Below are 18,247 nucleotides of genomic sequence, written 5' to 3'. Positions count from 1 at the left end.
TCGATCAGGCGAGGTGAATGTGCCCCCCGTAACCGCGGGGATGCTCCCAGGGAGGTATCGAGATGTTTCTCGGTACGTACACGCCCCGTTTGGACGACAAGGGGCGACTCACGTTGCCTGCGAAGTTTCGAGACGATCTGGCGGGAGGGTTGATGGTCACGAAGAGTCAGGACCACAGCCTCGCCGTGTACCCCAAAGAGGAGTTCACCGCGCTCGCCCGGCGGGCCGCGGCCGCGTCTCGGACCAATCCGCAGGCCCGCGCGTTCGTCCGGGCACTGGCGGCGGGTACGGACGAGCAGCGTCCGGACGGCCAGGGCCGGATCACGTTGTCGGCGGACCACCGGCGCTACGCGAACCTGGACCGGGATTGCGTGGTGATCGGCTCGGTCGACTTCCTCGAGATATGGGACAAGCAGGCGTGGGAGTCCTACCTCGCCGAGCACGAGGAGGATTACGCACAAGCGAGAGACGAGTCGCTGGGCGGGATCTTCTAGCCAGCGCGGAGGAGTGCCGCGTGGCCTCTGCCCGGACGCGGACCCTGACGTACTTCCCCGACGCCAGGTACCGCTGTCCGGTCAGAGACCACGGGGCATTCCCCCGCCGAGCAGCATTCTTTCCACGAGCACTGTTTTCCATCAGCACTGTGCGGCAACGCGATCCGAGCGCGACCGGTCTCCGGCCCGTGAGCCCCGCGCCCCCGGTGCGAGAAGCACGCAGCAGGAACCGGGAGGTCGAGGTGAACCGTGAGGAGCACGGCCCCCGGCATGTCCCCGTTCTCTTGCGCCGCGCCGACGAACTCCTCGGCCCCGCCCTCACCGAGCCCGGCGCCGTCTACGTGGACGCCACCCTCGGGCTCGGCGGCCACGCCGAACACTTCCTGCGCACCTACCCCGGCCTGCGGCTGGTCGGCCTCGACCGCGACACCGAGGCGCTGCGCCTGGCGGGGGAGCGGCTGGCGCCGTTCGCCGACCGGATCACGTTGGTGCACACCAGATATGACGGCATCGCCGACGCGCTGGCGGAAGCCGGGCTGCCCCGCGCCGGCGCGGTGAGCGGCATCTTGATGGATCTCGGCGTGTCGTCCATGCAACTGGACGAGGCCGAGCGCGGCTTCGCCTACTCGGTGGACGCCCCGCTGGACATGCGGATGGACCCCACCGCGGGCCTGACCGCCGCCGACGTGCTCAACACCTACAGCCACGGCGATCTCGCGCGCGTGCTGAAAACGTATGGCGAGGAACGGTTCGCGGGCAAGATCGCCTCCGAGGTGGTGCGCCGCCGCGCCAAGAAGCCGTTCACCACCAGCGCCGAACTCGTCGAGCTGCTGTACGCCACGATCCCGGCGGCCGCGCGCCGCACGGGCGGCCATCCGGCCAAGCGCACCTTCCAGGCGCTGCGGGTGGAGGTGAACGGCGAGCTCGACTCGTTGCGCGCCGCGCTGCCCGCCGCGCTGGACGCGCTGCGCCTCGGTGGCCGCATCGTCGTCATGTCCTACCAGTCGCTGGAGGACCGCGTCGTCAAACAGGAGTTCGCGCCGCGGATCGCGTCGCGCACGCCGGTGGACCTGCCGGTCGAACTGCCCGGGATGGGCCCGGAATTCCGGATGCTCACCCGCGGCGCGGAGAAGGCCACCGAGACCGAGATCGAGGAGAACCCACGCGCCGCGCCGGTGCGCATGCGGGCCGCGGAGCGGATCCAGGAGAAGGAGGCGACGACACCATGAGTATCCGTACGCGCACGGTCGAGTCGCCGGGCCGGGTCGCCCGCCGGGTCCAGGCCGCCGAACGGGTGAAATCCGGTGCGGCGCAACGGGCCTACGCCAAACGCAAGCTCCGCGCCGAACAGCGCGCCGACACGCCGCGGCTGCCCGCGCGCACCTCGGTGACCGCGGCGCGGATCCCGTTCGTCGCCGCGATGATCGCCATGCTGGCCTGCGGGCTGGCGCTCACCCTGCTGCTCACCACGCGCGCCGCCGAGGACAGCTACCAGCTCAGCGACGCCAGGCAGCTCAACCGGCAGCTCGCCGACGAGCGTGCCGCGTTGCAGCAGGAGGTCGCGGCCGCCGACTCGGCGCCCGAACTGGCCGCGCGCGCCCGCGAACTCGGCATGATCCCCGCCAAGGACCCGGCGCGCCTGGTGCTCGGACCCGACGGCACCGTGACGGTGATCGGTGACGAAACGCCCGCGCAGGGCGCGCCGGTGCCGCCGCTCAATCAGACGCCGCGCTCGGGCCCGGCGACGCAGCCGGGGCACGTGCTGGCCGAGGGCGAGCGCGTGATCCCCGTGTCCACCGTGCGCACTCCGGAGGGTGAGCATCCCGCACCCGCGCCGAACCCGGCGAGCCCGGTACCGGCGCCCAACGCGGCGAGTCCCGTTCCGGAGCCGAATCCCGCGAGCCCGGTGCCCGCGCCGGATCCGGCGAACCCGGCACCGGCCCCGGACCCGGCGAACCCGAACCCCGCCCCCGCGGCCGAAGTGCCCCAGCCGGCCCCCGCCCCGCAGCCCGTGGCCGCCCCGCCCGCCGACGGGCCGGCCGCGGTGCCGCCGCCGGTGGACGCCCCGCCGGAGCAGCAGGCTCCGCCCGCCCCCGAGGGGGCCGTCCGATGACCCGCACCAGGCCCGCGCCGCGCCAGCGGCGCGGGCCGGTGCCATCCGGCGGCGCGAGACCGCGCACCGGCGCGCCCTCGGATCGTCCGCTGCGGCTGCGCCTCGGCGTCGGCCGCCTCGTCATGCTGGTGGCGCTGGCCGTCGTCGCGCTCCAATTGCTGTGGATCCAGAGCATTTCCGCGCCGGGGCTGTCCGCACAGGCCGCCAGCCAGCGCACCGTTCGGCTCACCGACGAGGCCACCCGCGGCCCGATCACCGACCGCCACGGCAAATCGCTCGCGTTCACCGTGTCGGCGAAGGCGCTGCACATCCAGCCCGTGCGGGTGCGGGAGATGCTGGCCGAGGAGCGCGCGAAGAACGAGAAGGCGCCCGATCCCGAACAGCGGTTGCGCGATATCGCGAAGACCATCCACGACAAGCTCGGCGCGAAGGCCCCCTCGGAGAAGGACCTGCTGGGCTTGCTGCGCAGCGACGAGCAGTTCGTCTACCTGGTGCGCAACGTGGACCCGCGCATCGCCTCCGAGATCACCCTGGAATTCCCCGAGGTCGGCGCCGAACGCCAGGACCTGCGCGAATACCCGGGCGGTTCGCTGGCCGCCAATATCATCGGCGCCACCGGCTGGGACGGCCACGGCCTGATCGGCCTGGAATCCTCGCTGGACTCGGTGCTCGCGGGCACCGACGGCTCGCACACCTACGACCGCGGCTCCGACGGCGCGGTCATCCCGGGCAGCTGGCGCGACAAGCAGCCCGCGGTCAACGGCAACGGCGTCGAACTCACCCTCGACTCCGACCTGCAGTACTACGTGCAGCAGCAGGTGCAGCAGGCCAGGGAGATGTCGGGCGCCGCGGGCGCCTCGGCGGTGGTGCTGGACGCCAAGACCGGTGAGGTGCTGGCCATGGCCAACGACAGCACCTTCAACCCGAAACTCGGCCCGCAGAACTGGGGTTCGGCCAAGACGAACAACCCGTCGGTGAGCGACCCGTTCGAACCGGGTTCGGTGAACAAGCTGATCACCGCGGCCGCGGCCATCGAATACGGGCTCACCACCCCCGACGAGGTGCACCAGGTGCCCGGCTCGATCAGCATGTCCGGCGTCACCGTCGGCGACGCGTGGGGCCACGGCGTGGAGCCCTACACCACCACCGGAATATTCGCGAAGTCGTCCAATGTCGGCACCCTGATGCTGGCGCAGCGCGTGGGCGAGGAGCGCTTCGCCGATATGGTGCAGCGCTTCGGGCTCGGCCAGCGCACCGGCGTCGGCCTGCCCGGCGAGACGGCGGGCCAGGTGCCCGCCCTGGACCAGTGGTCGGGCGGCACCTTCGCCAACTTGCCCATCGGACAGGGCCTTTCGATGTCCACGCTGCAGATGACCGCGATGTACCAGGCCATCGCCAATGACGGGCTGCGCATCCCGCCGCGCATCGTGCGCGCCAAGGTCGCACCCGACGGCAGCCGCACCGAGGAGACCCAGCCCGACGGCGTGCGGGTGGTGAGCGAGGAGACCGCGCGCACCCTGCGCACCATGTTCCAGGCCGTCACCCAGCGCGACCCGATGAACGCCAACCAGAACGGTACCGGCTGGCCCGCCGCCATCGACGGCTACCAGGTCGCGGGCAAGACCGGCACCGCCCAGAAGATCGATCCCCGCTGCAAGTGCTATTCCACCTCCAGCTTCTGGATCACCTTCTCCGGCATGGTGCCCGCCGACAACCCGCGCTACGTGATCGGCATGATGCTCGACAATCCGGTCCGCAGCGCCGACGGCAGCGGCGGCCAGTCCGCCGCCCCGCTGTTCCACAGCATCGCCTCGTGGGCCATCCAGCGCGACCGCATCCCGCCCACCGTCACCGAACCGCAGAAGTTCGTGCTCCAGGCCGGTGCGTGAGCCGTTGTCGTCCCCGCTGTCCGCCCGGTTCGCCCGCCGCCGCCCGGCCCGCCGCCACCGCGCCCCCAACCGGGCGCCGCGACCGGGAGCGGGCGGTGTGGGCGGTTACACCGAGGCACGTTGACCGCCCGTGCGCGCGCGTCGGTAACCTGACTCGTCACCACCGATCGTGCCCGCGCACAATGCTCGACAGAACCGAGAACGAGAGAGGAGCGAGGTGCCCACGCAGTCCAGCCAGCCCGTGTTGCGGCCGGTCGACCCGCTGTCGACACCGCTGACCACCGTGCTGGCGCTGACCGGCGCCCGCCCGTCGTCGCCGATCCCCGGCGACCTCGCGGTGACCGGCATCGAACAGCGTTCCGACGCCGTCCTGCCCGGCGACCTGTTCGCCGCCCTGCCCGGCGCGCGCGCCCACGGCGCGCGGTTCGCCCGCACGGCGGTGGAACGCGGCGCCGTCGCCGTGCTCACCGACGCCGAGGGCGCCGCCCTGGCGGGCGAGCTCGGCGTGCCCGTGCTGGTGCGCGAGCAGCCGCGCGCGGTGCTCGGGGAGCTGTCCGCCGAGCTGTACGGCCAGCCGTCGCGCACGCTCACCATCGTCGGCATCACCGGCACCTCCGGCAAGACCACCACCTCGTACCTGGTGGAGGCAGGCCTGGCCGCCGCGGGCCTGCGCACGGCGCTGATCGGCACCATCGAGACCAGGATCGGCGGGCGGCGCGTGCCCAGCGCGCTCACCACGCCCGAGGCCCCGCAGCTGCACGCCATGTTCGCGCTGATGGTGGAGCAGGGCGTGGACGCCGTGGTGATGGAGGTGTCCAGCCACGCGCTCGCGCTGGGCCGCGTCGACGGCGTGCGCTTCGCGGTGGGCGCGTTCACCAACCTCTCCCAGGACCACCTGGACTTCCACCGCGATTTCGAGGACTACTTCGGCGCCAAGCGCAGGCTCTTCGAACCCACCTCGCCGATCGCCGCGCGGACCGCCGTGATCGTCGTCGACGACGAGTGGGGCCGCCGCCTGGCCGCCGCGCTGCCCGCGCCCACCACCGTGAGCACCACCGGCGCGGGGGACTGGCACGTCGCGGGCGCGGTGGACGCGCACGGCGGCGAACAGTCCTTCACCGCGGCCGGGCCGGGCGCGAATGTCGAAGTGCGCCTGCGCCTTCCGGGCCGCTACAACGTGGCCAACGGGTTGCTCGCCGTCGCAGTGTGCGCCGCCGCCGGGGTCGATCCGGCCGTGGCCGCGCCCGCGCTGGCCGCCGTGGACGTGCCGGGCCGCATGCAGCGCGTCGAGGCCGGGCAGGACTTCCTGGCCGTGGTCGACTACGCGCACAAGCCCGCCGCCCTCGAATCGGTGATCGCGACCCTGCGCCTGCACCTGGCCGCCGACAACCCCGACGCCCCCGGCCGCCTTGCCGTGGTGGTGGGCGCGGGCGGCGACCGCGACGCGGGCAAGCGCGCGCTCATGGGCGCGGCGGGGGCGCGCGGCGCGGACCTGCTCGTCATCACCGACGACAACCCCCGCACCGAGGATCCGGCCGCCATCCGCGCCGCCCTGCACAACGGCGCGCTCGAGGTGCCCGTCGGCGAACGCGGTGAGGTGCGCGAGATCGGCGACCGCGCCGCCGCCATCGAGGCGGCGGTGGCCTGGGCCCGGCCCGGCGACGTGGTGCTCGTCGCGGGCAAGGGCCACGAGACCGGTCAGGAGATCGACGGTGTGAAGCTGCCTTTCGACGATCGCGAGGTGCTGGCGAGCGCGCTGGCGCGGCGGTCGGGACAGCGATGGGAGCGGAGTCCGCACGGGTCGGACGCGGAGGACTTGACGGTTTCATGATCGAGATGACACTGCGGGAGATCGCGGACGTCGTCGGCGGCACGCTGCACGACGTTCCCGACCCGGAGGTGCGGGTGACCGGTTCGGTCGAATTCGATTCGCGCCGAATCGGTTCCGGTGATCTCTTCCTGGCCCTGCCCGGCGGGCGGGCCGACGGGCACGACTACGCGCCCGCGGCCGTGGCGGCCGGTGCGGTCGCGGTGCTGGCCGCGCGTCCGGTCGGCGTGCCGGCCATCGTGGTCACGCCGAATCCCGGCGCGGTGCCCGCGAATTCGATGGCGGTGAGCCATGATTCGGACGGCTCCGGGGCTGCGGTGCTCACCGCGCTCGCGGCACTGGCCCGCGCCAGCGTCGAAAAGCTCACCGCGGCGGGCAGTCTCACCGTCGTGGGCGTCACCGGCTCGTCGGGCAAGACCTCCACCAAGGATCTGCTGGCGGCCGTGCTCGCGCCGCTGGGGCCCGTGGTGGCGCCGCCCGGCTCGTTCAATAACGAACTGGGCCACCCGTGGACCGCGCTGCGCGCCGACGAGAACACCCGCTTCCTGGTGCTCGAGCTCTCCGCGCGCGGACCGGGCCATATTGCCGCGCTCGCGCGCGTCGCGCCGCCCAGCATCGGCGTGGTGCTCAATGTCGGCACCGCGCATCTCGGCGAGTTCGGCAGCCGCGAGGCCATCGCCCAGACCAAGGGCGAACTCGTGGAGGCGTTGCCCGCCACGGGTGTGGCCGTGCTCAACGCCGACGACGGGCAGGTGGCCGCGATGGCGAGCCGCACGTCCGCGCGGGTGGTGACCGTCGGCCGGTCCGGCGACGCCGACCTGCGCGCCACCGATGTGCGCCTGGACGACGGCGCCCGCGCCCGGTTCACCCTGCACGCCCCGTCGGGCTCGGTCGAGATCGCGCTCGCCGTGCACGGCGAGCACCAGGTGGGCAACGCGCTCTCGGCCGCCGCCGTCGCGCTGGCCTGCGGCGCCGACCTGGATACGGTCGCCACCGCGCTGGCGGGCGCGCGCGCCGCCTCGGAACGCCGCATGGACGTGCGCGACACCGACGACGGCGTCACCGTCGTCAACGACTCCTACAACGCCAACCCCGACTCCGTGCGCGCCGCGCTCAAGGCCCTGGTCACCATGGCCAAGGCGGGCGCCGCGCCGCGCCGCAGCTGGGCCGTGCTCGGCGAGATGGCCGAACTGGGTGAGGAGTCGGTGCTCGAGCACGACGGCATCGGCAGGCTGGCCGTGCGCCTGGATGTGGACCGCCTGGTGGTGGTCGGCACCGGAAGGCCCTCCCGGGCGATGCACCAGGGAGCGGTGATGGAAGGCTCATGGGGCGAGGAATCGGTCCTCGTGCCCGATATCGGCGCGGCCATCGCGCTGCTCGACGACGAGGTCGAAGCGGGCGATGTGGTGCTGGTCAAGGCATCGAAGTCGGTGGGCCTGTGGGCCGTCGCCGACCACTTGACCGGCGCCGATCGCGCGCGGGGACGCAGGGGAAGCAGCACGGAGGCAGTGCAGGTGAGGGAACGCGAGACGGGGCCGAGCGATAGCGGGGCCCAGTCGTGAGGGAGCGCAGCGAGCGAACCATGGACACAGCGGCGCTTTGGCGCACGGCGGAGCCGAGCGTTAGCGAGGCGCGGCTGTGAGACAAATTCTTTTCGCGGCGGCGATCGCGTTGGCGGTGTCGATCCTGCTCACGCCGCTGCTGATCAAGTTCTTCGCCAAACAGGGCTTCGGACAGGAGATCCGGGTCGACGGCCCGGCCAGCCACCAGGCCAAGCGCGGCACCCCGACCATGGGTGGCGTCGCCATCCTCATCGGCATGTGGGCCGGCTACCTCGGCTCGCACCTGATCGGCATCGGCTACGACGCGGACGGCCCGTCGGCCTCGGGTCTGCTGGTGCTCGGCCTGGCCACCGCGCTCGGCGGCGTCGGCTTCATCGATGACTTCATCAAGATCCGCAAGGGCCGCAACCTCGGTCTCACCGCGGCGGGCAAGTACATCGGCCAGCTCAGCGCCGCCGTGGTATTCGGTGTGCTGGCGTTGCAGTTCCGCAGCGACTCCGGCCTGACGCCCGCCAGCGAATACCTGTCGATCGTCCGCGACATCACCACGATCTCGTTCGGCGTCTTCTTCCTGGTGTGGGTGAGCTTCCTGGTGGTGGCCTGGTCCAACGCGGTGAACCTCACCGACGGACTGGACGGCCTGGCGGCCGGCTCGATGAGCCTGGCGCTGGGCGGCTACGTGATCATCACGTTCTGGCAGTACTACCACGCGTGCGAGACCAAGCCCGAGGTCGGCTGCTACAACGTGCGCGACCCGCTGGACCTGGCGCTGGTCTGCGCCGCCGGCGCGGCCGCCTGTATCGGCTTCCTGTGGTGGAACGCGGCCCCGGCCAAGATCTTCATGGGCGACACCGGCTCGCTGGCCCTGGGCGGCCTGCTGGCCGGCATCTCCATCACCACCCGCACCGAGCTGCTGATGGCCGTGATCGGCGCGCTGTTCGTGGCCGAGGCGCTGTCGGTGATCCTGCAGGTGGCGGTGTTCCGCACCACGCGTAACCGTTTGTTCAAGATGGCGCCGTTCCACCATCACTTCGAGCTCAGCAAATGGGCGGAGACGACGGTGATCATCCGGTTCTGGCTGCTGGCCGCGATGGCCACGGCGATCGGGCTCGGCGTGTTCTACAGCGAATACCTCTCCGCGGTCGGGTGATTCCAGCGATGGTCGAACATTCTCCACGGGCTCTGCGCTCTCCCGGCCCCATGCTCGAATTCCTGCGCGGGCGCGACGTGCTCGTCGCGGGCTGGGGCGTCTCCGGGCGTTCCCTCATCGAACCGCTGCGCGATATCGGCGCGCACCCGGTGGTCACCGACGCCGGTGCCAAAGCGCTGGCCGAGGCCGCGGAACTGGGCCTCGAGGTCACCACCGACGTGGAACTCGAATCGGCCGCGGCGGATTCGCCCAGCGGCGGGCTCGGCCGGTTCGCGCTCGTCATCACCAGCCCCGGCTGGCGTCCCGATTCACCGGTGCTGGTTGCCGCGGTGACCGAGGGCATCCCCGTGTGGGGCGACGTCGAATTCGCCTGGTGGGTCGATCAGGCCAGGATCTACGGACCGGTCCGCAAGTGGCTGGTGGTGACCGGCACCAACGGCAAGACCACCACCACCCAGATGACGCACTCGATCCTGCGCGCCGCGGGCATCCCCAGCGTCGCGTGCGGCAATATCGGCCTGCCCATCCTGGACGCGCTGCGCCGCAGCCCCGGCCCGCAGGTGCTGGCCGTGGAACTCTCGTCGTTCCAATTGCATTGGGCCCCTTCGGTGCGACCGGAGGCGGGCGTGGTGCTCAACGTCGCCGAGGACCACCTCGACTGGCACGGCGGCCTGGACGCCTACGCCGCCGCGAAGGCGCGCGCGCTGTTCGGACGGGTCGGCGTGGTGGGGCTGGACGATCCCGTGGCGGCCTCGCTGGCGCGTAAGTCCAAGGCCCGCCGCACGGTCGGGTTCCGCATCGGCGTGCCCGCCGACGGTGAGCTCGGCGTGGTCGACGGCAAACTGCTCGACCGCGCTTTCACCAAGGCCGCGATCCTGGCCGAGGTGGGCGACATCAGCCCGCAGGGCCCGGCCGGCGTCGCCGACGCGCTGGCCGCTTCGGCGTTGACCAGGGCCATCGACGTCGCGCCCCAGTTCGTGAAGGAGGGCCTGCAGGAGCACAAGGTGGGCCCGCATCGGGCGGCCTTCGTGCGCGATCTGGCCGGTGTGGAGTTCGTCGACGACTCCAAGGCCACCAACCCGCACGCGGCGCGGTCGTCGATCCTGGCGCACCCGCACGTCATCTGGCTCGCGGGTGGTCAGCTCAAGGGCGCGGGCGTGGAGGACCTCATCGAGGAGGTCGCCGACCGGCTCGTCGCCGCCGTGCTGATCGGGGCCGACGCGCCGGTGATCGCGGCCGCGTTGGCGCGACACGCGCCCGAGGTCCCCGTGGTCGAGGTGGACGCGGGGGACGATGCCGATATGGCCGACGACCCGTCGAGAACCGACAAGGCCGACGCCGTCATGGCGCAGGCCGTTCGCATCGCCGCCGGATTCGCCCGCTCGGGCGACACCGTGCTGCTGGCGCCCGCCGCGGCGTCGCTGGACATGTTCGCCGATTACACCCACCGCGGACGCAGTTTCGCCGACGCCGTGCACGCGCTGGAAGACGGGGACATCGGGCGGCAACCATGACCGAGACGACGACGCGGCGGCGGACGCGGGGCGCGCAGGCGCCCGCGGCGACCAAGTTCCTGGCGTGGCTGGCGCGTCCGCTCGCGTCGTTCCATCTGATCGTCACCATCGCGATCCTGCTGACGGTGCTGGGCCTGGTGATGGTGCTGTCCGCGTCGAGCGTCGAGGCGTATGCCGAAGGGGGCTCGGCGTATTCGCTGTTCGTGCAGCAGGCGATGTTCGCCGCGATCGGCGCGGTGCTGTTCTACATCGCGCTGCGCATCCCGATGCGCAGGCTGCGGCAGTGGTCGTTCCCGATGTTCGCACTGTCGGTGGTGGCGCTGGTGCTGGTGCTGATTCCCGGCATCGGCACCGAGGTGCAGGGTTCCCGGCGCTGGATCGACCTGGGCGCCATCTCGGTGCAGCCCTCGGAGATCGTCAAGGTGACGCTGGTGGTGTGGGGCGCGCACCTGCTGGCCTCGCGCCGTTCCGAGCAGGCCCCGCTCAAGGACATCCTGGTGCCGCTGGTGCCCGCGGGCATGCTCGTGTGCCTGCTGGTGGTGCTGGAACCGAACCTGTCGACCACCATCGCGCTGGGCATCGTGCTGGCGGCGCTGCTGTGGTTCGGCGGGCTGCCGATGCGCTTGTTCGTCGCGATCGTGGTGTCGGGCGCGGTGGCCGCCGCGGTGCTGGCGCTCTCGGCCGGGTATCGCTCCAACCGCATGCGCGCATTCTTCAATCCGGGCGAGGATCCGCAGGGCATCGGATATCAGGCCAGGCAGGCGATGTTCTCGCTGGCCGACGGCGGGATCTGGGGGCGCGGCCTGGGCCAGAGCCGCGCCAAGTGGAGCTATCTGCCCAACTCGCACAACGACTTCATCTTCGCCATCATCGGCGAGGAACTCGGCTTCCTCGGCTGCGCCCTCGTGCTCGGCCTGTTCGCGCTGTTCGTCTACACGGGGTTGCGCATCGCGGCCCGCTCGGCCGACCCGTTCCTGCGGCTGCTCACCGCCACCGCCACCACCTGGATCACCGCGCAGGCGCTGATCAACGTGGGCTACGTGGTGGGGCTGCTGCCCGTCACCGGTCTGCAGTTGCCGCTGGTGTCGGCGGGCGGGTCGTCGCTGGCGATCACGCTGTTCATGTTCGGCATCATCGCCAACGCCGCCCGGCACGAGCCCGAGGCGGTGTCGGCGTTGGAGAACGGGCAGGACGGGCGGTTCAGCCGGTTGCTGCGCCTGCCCAAGCCCGAGGCGTATTCGCCCGCGAAAGCCGAGGCGGCGCGGGCGCGTTCGGTCGCCAAGGCCGCCGCCCAGCGCGCCCGCGCCGCGAGCAAGGGCAAACCCCCCGAGCGGTCGCGCCAGGCGCTGCCGCCCCGCGGGCGCTCCGATGCACCGCCGCGACGGCGATCGTCCGAGAGCCGCGGGACCAGTTCGGCCCGCGCCACCCGGGCCTGGGAGCCCACCTATCCGATGCCACACGCTGGAGAACGGGGAAGATCGAGGTGAAAGCACCGTGCTACCGCGGCGCGAGCGACGGGCCTGGAGGAGGTAGCGCAGTGTGGCCACGCAAGGCCCCGGGAGTGCCGCTGATCCAACACTGCGCGAGCGACGGGCCTGGAGGAGGTAGCGCAGTGTGGCCACGCAAGGCCCCGGGAGTGCCGCTGATCCAACACTGCGCGAGCGACGGCGCAGTGACGGGGCCAGGGATCGCCCCGGGAGCGCACGGCGCGAGCATGGGGCACGCAGGAGGTAGCGGACGGTGACGGTGGAACAACCTGGTGCGCGGGGATTGTCGGTGATCGTCGCGGGCGGCGGCACGGCAGGCCATATCGAACCCGCGCTGGCCGTCGCCGACGCGCTGCGCCGCCTCGACCCGTCGGTCACGGTGACGGCGCTGGGCACCGAGCGCGGCCTGGAGACGAAACTCGTTCCCGAGCGCGGCTATCCGCTGGAACTGATTCCGCCGGTGCCGCTGCCGCGCAAACCCACCGCCGATCTGCTGCGCCTGCCCGCGCGGGTGCGCGCGTCGGTGGCGCGCACGCGGGCGGTGATCGACGCGGTGCACGCCGACGTGATCATCGGGTTCGGCGGCTACGTCGCCCTGCCCGCCTACCTCGCCGCGGGCGGGGGAGTGCTGCGGCGCAGGCGCGCCGTGCCGGTGGTCGTGCACGAGGCCAATGCCAAGGCGGGCATCGCGAACAAGGTGGGCGCCCGCCGCGCCGCCCGGGTGCTCGCGGCCGTGCCGGATTCGGGATTGCCGCGCGCCGGGGTGATCGGCATCCCGGTGCGCGAGGCCATCACCTCGCTGGACCGCGCCGCGTTGCGCGCCGAGGCGCGGGCCCACTTCGGCCTGCCCGCCGAGGGACCGGTCCTGCTGGTGTTCGGCGGATCACAGGGCGCGCGCAGCCTGAACGAGGCCGTGTCGGGGGCCGCGCCGCAGCTGGCCGCCGCCGGGATCTCGGTCCTGCACGCCCACGGCCCGAAGAACACCCTGGACGTGACCGAATCCGGGGGCGCCGCAAAGTATGTCGCGGTGCCGTATCTGTCCCGGATGGATCTGGCCTACGCCGCCGCCGACGCCGTGGTGTGCCGGTCGGGCGCGATGACCGTCGCGGAGGTGTCGGCGGTCGGGCTGCCCGCCTTCTACGTCCCGCTGCCGCACGGCAACGGTGAGCAGGAGTTCAACGCGCGCCCCGTGGTGGCCGCGGGCGGTGGCAGAATTGTCCCCGATTCGGAACTCACACCGAAGTACGTGATCGACGAGGTGATACCGCTGCTCATGGACCAAGCACGCCTGACCGAGACCGGCCGCGCCGCCGCGGGCGCCGGGCATCGCGACGCCGCCGACGCGGTGGCGCGCATCGCGCTGGAGGTGGCGCGTGCCCGCTGACCGGACGAGCGCCGCGGGCGCGCCGGAGGACCAGGAGCGCTCCGGCCTGCCGCCCGCGCTGGAACGCGTGCACATGGTCGGCATCGGTGGCGCCGGAATGAGCGGCATCGCGCGCATCCTGCTGTCGCGGGGCGGCGCGGTGTCCGGGTCCGACGCCAAGGAGAGCCGCGGCGTGCTCGCGCTGCGGGCGCGCGGCGCGCAGGTGCGCATCGGCCACGACGCGAGCGCCCTGGACCTGCTGCCCGGCGGCCCGACCGCCGTCGTCACCACCTACGCCGCGATCCCGAAGACGAATCCGGAACTGATGGAGGCGAATCGGCGCGACATCCCGGTGCTGCTGCGCCCCGCCGTGCTGGCCTCGCTCATGCGCGGGCACCGCACCCTGCTGGTCTCGGGCACCCACGGCAAGACCTCCACCACCTCGATGCTCATCGTCGCGTTGCAGCACTGCGGGTTCGACCCGTCGTTCGCGGTGGGCGGGGAACTCAACGAGGCGGGCACCAACGCCCACCACGGCACCGGTGAGATCTTCGTGGCCGAGGCCGACGAGAGCGACGGGTCGCTGCTCCAGTACGACCCGGATGTCGCGGTCGTCACCAATATCGAGTCCGATCACCTGGACTACTTCGGCTCCGACGAGGCCTACGTGCAGGTCTTCGACGATTTCGCCGACCGGCTCGCCGAGGGCGGGCTGCTGGTGGTGTGCCTGGACGATCCGGGTTCGCGCGCCCTGGCCGAGCGAGTCGGGCCGCGCCTGGCGGAGAAGGACGTGCGCGTGCTCGGTTACGGCTCCGGCGAACTCGCCGACGCGCCGGTGCCGGTCGGTGTGCGCCTGCACAGCTGGGAGCCGCGCGACGTGGGCGGCCTGGCCCAGTTCCAGCTCGACGACGAACCCGCGCCGCGCACCCTGCGCCTCTCGGTCCCCGGCAAACACATGGCCCTCAACGCGCTGGCCGCGCTGCTGGCGGCGCGGGCGGCGGGCGCTGACGTGGACGAGATCATCCAGGGCCTGGAGGGTTTCGGCGGCGTGCACCGCCGGTTCCAGTTCGTCGGCCGCGAACACGGCGTGCGCGTCTTCGACGACTACGCCCACCACCCCACCGAGGTCAGGGCGGTCCTGGGCGCGGCGGCCGAACTGGTCCGCCAGGAGGCGCGCGACGGCGCCCGCTCGCGACGCGGCCGGGTGATCGTGGTCTTCCAGCCCCACCTCTACAGCCGCACCGCCACCTTCGCCGAGGAGTTCGGCGCGGCGCTGAGCTTGGCCGACGAGGTGATGGTGCTCGACGTGTTCGGCGCCAGGGAGAAACCGCTGCCCGGCGTGAACGGCGCGCTGGTGGCGCAGTCGGTCACCGTGCCGGTGCACTACCAGCCCGATATGTCGCGGGTCGGCCGTGAGGTGGCGGGGTTGGCGCTGCCCGGCGACGTGGTGATCACCATGGGCGCGGGCGATGTCACCATGCTCGGCAGCCAGATTCTCGACGGGCTACGGGCGCGGCCCCAGTACGGGCGGTGAGGGTCGCCGTGCCGCCGGTCGCGAAGGCGCGGACATGAGCCGGGCGACGCGGTGGGCCGCCGAACTGTTCGACGCCGAACGCTGGCGCACGCCCGACGGGCCCGGACGTTTGCGCCGGGTCCGGATCTGGGCATTGCTGGGGATGTGCGTGCTCACGATCGCACTCGTCGTCGCGTGGTTCACCCCGGTGCTCTCGGTGCGCGAGGTGCAGATCACCGGGATCGCCGCGGTGCCCGAGGAACAAGTGCGCGAGCGGCTCGAGATTCCCGACGGCCGTTCCATGCTGCGCATCGATACCGACGCGATCGCCCGGCGCATCGCGGCCATTCCGAAGGTGCATTCCGTGCGCGTGCAACGGGTGTATCCGTCGACGGTCCGGGTGACCGTCGAGGAGCGGATCGCGGTGCTGTTCTTCGAGAGTCCGCAGGGCGCGCACCTGCTCGACTCGGACAGCGTGGAATTCGCGATCGAGCCCCCGCCGGTGGGGGTGCCGAAGTTGATCACCGATCATCCCGGCGGCGCCGATCCGGTGACCGTCGCGGCCGTGCAGGTGGTGAGCGCGCTGCCGCCCGCGCTGAACATCCAGGTGGGCGAGGTTGTCGCACGGTCGATTTCGGATATCTCGCTGACCCTGAAAGACGGGCGCACGGTAGTGTGGGGTGGTGCGAACGATGCCGAACGCAAGGCGGCCGTGGTGATGCCGCTGCTCACGCGGGAGGGAACGGTGTTCGACGTTTCGAGTCCGAATCTGGTCACGGTAAAGTGATCAATACCCATTGCGCCCGGGGAAATTTCGGGGGACCGCGGCCGGCGATTCGGTCGTGTCCGCCGGAAACGGGTCCGGGGGGCAACCGACCGGCTTTACGGTGGGCACGGGGTCGAACGAGAGGGATCACACAAGATTCTGTCACTCGTTTCGGCGCGCCTGCGCCCGTATCGCCGCGGCTGCGAATAGCGTTCCGCACCAGTCGGATACTTGACATTACGCTAACCCTATGGTTGAGGTTTAGGGTTTGCCCGGATCGCGGATCGTGAGAGAAACGGTCCCGGGCACGGCATCCGAAAGGGTGCCCGCGGCGGACATGCCGAGTATTCGCACATGACAGGCTTTAGATCGAAGGAAGGCGAGAGCCCATGACGCCCCCGCACAACTACCTTGCGGTGATCAAGGTCGTCGGTATCGGCGGCGGCGGCGTGAATGCCGTCAACCGGATGATCGAACAGGGACTCAAGGGAGTCGAGTTCATCGCGGTCAACACCGACGCGCAGGCGCTGCTGATGAGCGATGCCGACGTCAAGCTCGACGTCGGCCGTGAGCTCACCCGCGGTCTCGGCGCCGGTGCCGATCCCGAGGTCGGCCGCAAGGCCGCCGAGGATCACAAGGACGAGATCGAAGAGGTGCTCAAGGGCGCCGACATGGTGTTCGTCACCGCGGGTGAGGGCGGCGGCACCGGCACCGGCGGCGCGCCCGTCGTGGCCAGCATCGCGCGCAAGCTCGGCGCGCTGACCATCGGTGTGGTGACGCGGCCGTTCTCGTTCGAGGGCAAGCGCCGCGGCAACCAGGCCGAGGTCGGCATCAACCTGCTGCGCGAGTCCTGCGACACCCTCATCGTCATCCCCAACGACCGGCTGCTCCAGCTCGGCGACGCCGCGGTGAGCCTGATGGACGCCTTCCGCTCCGCCGACGAGGTGCTGCTCAACGGTGTCCAGGGCATCACCGACCTGATCACCACTCCCGGTCTGATCAACGTCGACTTCGCCGACGTCAAGAGCGTCATGTCCGGCGCGGGCAGCGCGCTCATGGGCATCGGCTCGGCGCGCGGCGAGGGCCGGTCGGTGAAAGCGGCCGAGGCGGCGATCAACTCGCCCCTGCTCGAGGCGTCCATGGACGGCGCGCACGGTGTGCTGCTGTCGATCGCGGGCGGCTCGGATCTGGGTCTGTTCGAGATCAACGAGGCCGCCTCGCTGGTGCAGGAGGCCGCGCACATCGAGGCCAACATCATCTTCGGTACCGTCATCGACGACTCGCTCGGCGACGAGGTGCGCGTCACCGTGATCGCGGCGGGCTTCGACGGGGGCGGACCTTCCAGAAACCAGGTGTACGACCGCAGTACGACGCGCGGTCAGATCGGCGCGGGCCGTGCGGGTGAGATCGGGCAGAGCGGCCGCGCCGGCGATGCGCCGTCCACGCGCGGCGCCGATATCGGTGCGAGTTCGCAGACCAGCACCACCCGCAGCGCGGTGCCGAGCTACCGCGATTCCGAGCGGGCGCGGATGGCCGAACCGACCGTCGCTCAGAACAACCGGTCCCACATCCAGCCGCCCGACAACGGTGGCGATGACGATGACGATGTGGATGTGCCCATCTTCATGAAGCGCTGAGTGCGCTGTCTCCCGGCGCTCCGGGAGAGGTGTTCTATGGTCCGGCTCGTGTACCCCTCCGGCGAGGGGGCACCGGGCCGGACTTTCGTGTTTGCCGAAGCGGTGAGACTGCGGTGTGTCCTCGGTTGCGGTGATGTCGGGCACGGGTCGATTCCGGGGGCTCAGTAAACTTCGCGCCGCCGCGCTGTCCGGAGGCCGCGAGCCGGCGTCTCGCCCGTGGTCGACGGTCCGTATTTCCGGTCCGTGAGCGCGGATTCGCGGTGCCGTGGAGGTGACCGCGGTGGGTGTTCGACTGCCTGAGAAGGGGCGGATCCCTAGGGCTGCTGGTGCCCATGAACATTGGGGCATCACGCGGTGAGTCGCGGGTTCTCGCACTGCCGAAGGAGATTCGGCGGGACGCCCGGCGGATCGACAGTCTGGTACACCTGTCGGGGCGGGTGCTGATTCCGTCCGATCCCTGCCATTCGGTGCGGAGTCCGGCGTGGCGCGGATTGGTGACTCCGTGACCGCAGCGGTGCGGAAAACCTGTGCCTCGCGGTGTGATCGCGGCGGTGGCTGATCGACCGATCGGACGTGCGTCGATATTGCGTTGGGCGACTTCGGGAGTCGCGGTGTCCCGGTTGTGGAGCAGGTGGTGACGTATTCGTCGCGGGCAGGGGAGGGATCGGTCGCGGGCTCGTCTTGCCGGCCGGGCGAGACGTGTGGGATTCGGCGTTCGGTGTGAAAAGACTTGGCGCTCCGATGATCATCTGGGGAACTTTATTCCGGACATATCGCACAGAGTGTCCGAGCTGTCTCATATGCAGAGCGCACCCGAGTCCGGTATGTGAGTTATGTGCATATAGCATTGCTCGAAAGTGGTTCGACCGTACGATTATTCGATCGGTAGCGCTCGGAGTCGGCTGTGGCACATGCCGGTTGGTCTCGCTCG

General features: G+C 71.3%; 13 protein-coding genes. All 13 read left to right on the top strand.

The window, feature by feature from the left end:
- Window positions 1-62: 62 nt before the first annotated feature.
- The 13 genes from mraZ (at window position 63) to ftsZ (ending at window position 17,316) form a co-directional block, all read left to right on the top strand.
- Window positions 63-494 carry a division/cell wall cluster transcriptional repressor MraZ gene (gene mraZ, locus DFR74_RS17645; protein ID WP_067511073.1) on the top strand — a complete coding sequence of 144 codons (432 nt, stop codon included), beginning with the start codon at window positions 63-65 and terminating at the stop codon, window positions 492-494.
- Between the two features lie 242 nt (window positions 495-736).
- Window positions 737-1,723: a 16S rRNA (cytosine(1402)-N(4))-methyltransferase RsmH gene (rsmH, locus tag DFR74_RS17640; protein WP_067511072.1), complete on the top strand. Its 987-nt coding sequence runs from the start codon at window positions 737-739 to the stop codon at window positions 1,721-1,723.
- Window positions 1,720-2,607, top strand: coding sequence for a hypothetical protein (locus DFR74_RS17635; RefSeq protein ID WP_195126533.1), 888 nt, complete (start codon window positions 1,720-1,722; stop codon window positions 2,605-2,607). The genes rsmH and DFR74_RS17635 overlap by 4 nt, the downstream gene beginning before the upstream one ends.
- Window positions 2,604-4,496 carry a peptidoglycan D,D-transpeptidase FtsI family protein gene (locus tag DFR74_RS17630; RefSeq protein WP_113975164.1) on the top strand — a complete coding sequence of 631 codons (1,893 nt, stop codon included), beginning with the start codon at window positions 2,604-2,606 and terminating at the stop codon, window positions 4,494-4,496. The genes DFR74_RS17635 and DFR74_RS17630 overlap by 4 nt, the downstream gene beginning before the upstream one ends.
- 217 nt (window positions 4,497-4,713) lie before the next feature.
- Window positions 4,714-6,327: a UDP-N-acetylmuramoyl-L-alanyl-D-glutamate--2,6-diaminopimelate ligase gene (locus tag DFR74_RS17625; RefSeq protein WP_113975163.1), complete on the top strand. Its 1,614-nt coding sequence runs from the start codon at window positions 4,714-4,716 to the stop codon at window positions 6,325-6,327.
- Entirely contained in the window at window positions 6,324-7,886 is a 1,563-nt protein-coding gene (locus tag DFR74_RS17620) for a UDP-N-acetylmuramoyl-tripeptide--D-alanyl-D-alanine ligase (protein WP_067510818.1), read from the top strand. The genes DFR74_RS17625 and DFR74_RS17620 overlap by 4 nt, the downstream gene beginning before the upstream one ends.
- 76 nt (window positions 7,887-7,962) lie before the next feature.
- A complete protein-coding gene (gene mraY, locus DFR74_RS17615) occupies window positions 7,963-9,036 on the top strand; it encodes a phospho-N-acetylmuramoyl-pentapeptide-transferase (protein ID WP_067510817.1) in 1,074 nt (357 codons plus the stop codon).
- A gap of 50 nt (window positions 9,037-9,086) precedes the next feature.
- Window positions 9,087-10,550 carry a UDP-N-acetylmuramoyl-L-alanine--D-glutamate ligase gene (murD, locus tag DFR74_RS17610; RefSeq protein ID WP_067510816.1) on the top strand — a complete coding sequence of 488 codons (1,464 nt, stop codon included), beginning with the start codon at window positions 9,087-9,089 and terminating at the stop codon, window positions 10,548-10,550.
- On the top strand, window positions 10,547-12,037 hold the full coding sequence (gene ftsW / locus DFR74_RS17605) for a putative lipid II flippase FtsW (RefSeq protein ID WP_067510815.1): 1,491 nt from the start codon (window positions 10,547-10,549) through the stop codon (window positions 12,035-12,037). The genes murD and ftsW overlap by 4 nt, the downstream gene beginning before the upstream one ends.
- Before the next feature lie 253 nt (window positions 12,038-12,290).
- Complete coding sequence (gene murG / locus DFR74_RS17600) at window positions 12,291-13,421, top strand: undecaprenyldiphospho-muramoylpentapeptide beta-N-acetylglucosaminyltransferase (RefSeq protein ID WP_067510814.1); 1,131 nt, start codon at window positions 12,291-12,293, stop codon at window positions 13,419-13,421.
- Between the two features lie 73 nt (window positions 13,422-13,494).
- Window positions 13,495-14,934 carry a UDP-N-acetylmuramate--L-alanine ligase gene (gene murC, locus DFR74_RS17595; protein WP_067510828.1) on the top strand — a complete coding sequence of 480 codons (1,440 nt, stop codon included), beginning with the start codon at window positions 13,495-13,497 and terminating at the stop codon, window positions 14,932-14,934.
- Between the two features lie 34 nt (window positions 14,935-14,968).
- Entirely contained in the window at window positions 14,969-15,700 is a 732-nt protein-coding gene (locus DFR74_RS17590; RefSeq protein WP_084537822.1) for a cell division protein FtsQ/DivIB, read from the top strand.
- A 368-nt stretch (window positions 15,701-16,068) separates the two neighbouring features.
- A complete protein-coding gene (gene ftsZ / locus DFR74_RS17585) occupies window positions 16,069-17,316 on the top strand; it encodes a cell division protein FtsZ (RefSeq protein ID WP_067510813.1) in 1,248 nt (415 codons plus the stop codon).
- Window positions 17,317-18,247: the final 931 nt, after the last annotated feature.

This window comes from Nocardia puris (genome assembly GCF_003315035.1).
In the GTDB taxonomy this organism is placed as follows: Bacteria; Actinomycetota; Actinomycetes; order Mycobacteriales; family Mycobacteriaceae; genus Nocardia; species Nocardia puris.
This window is presented reverse-complemented; position numbering and strand designations above follow the sequence as displayed.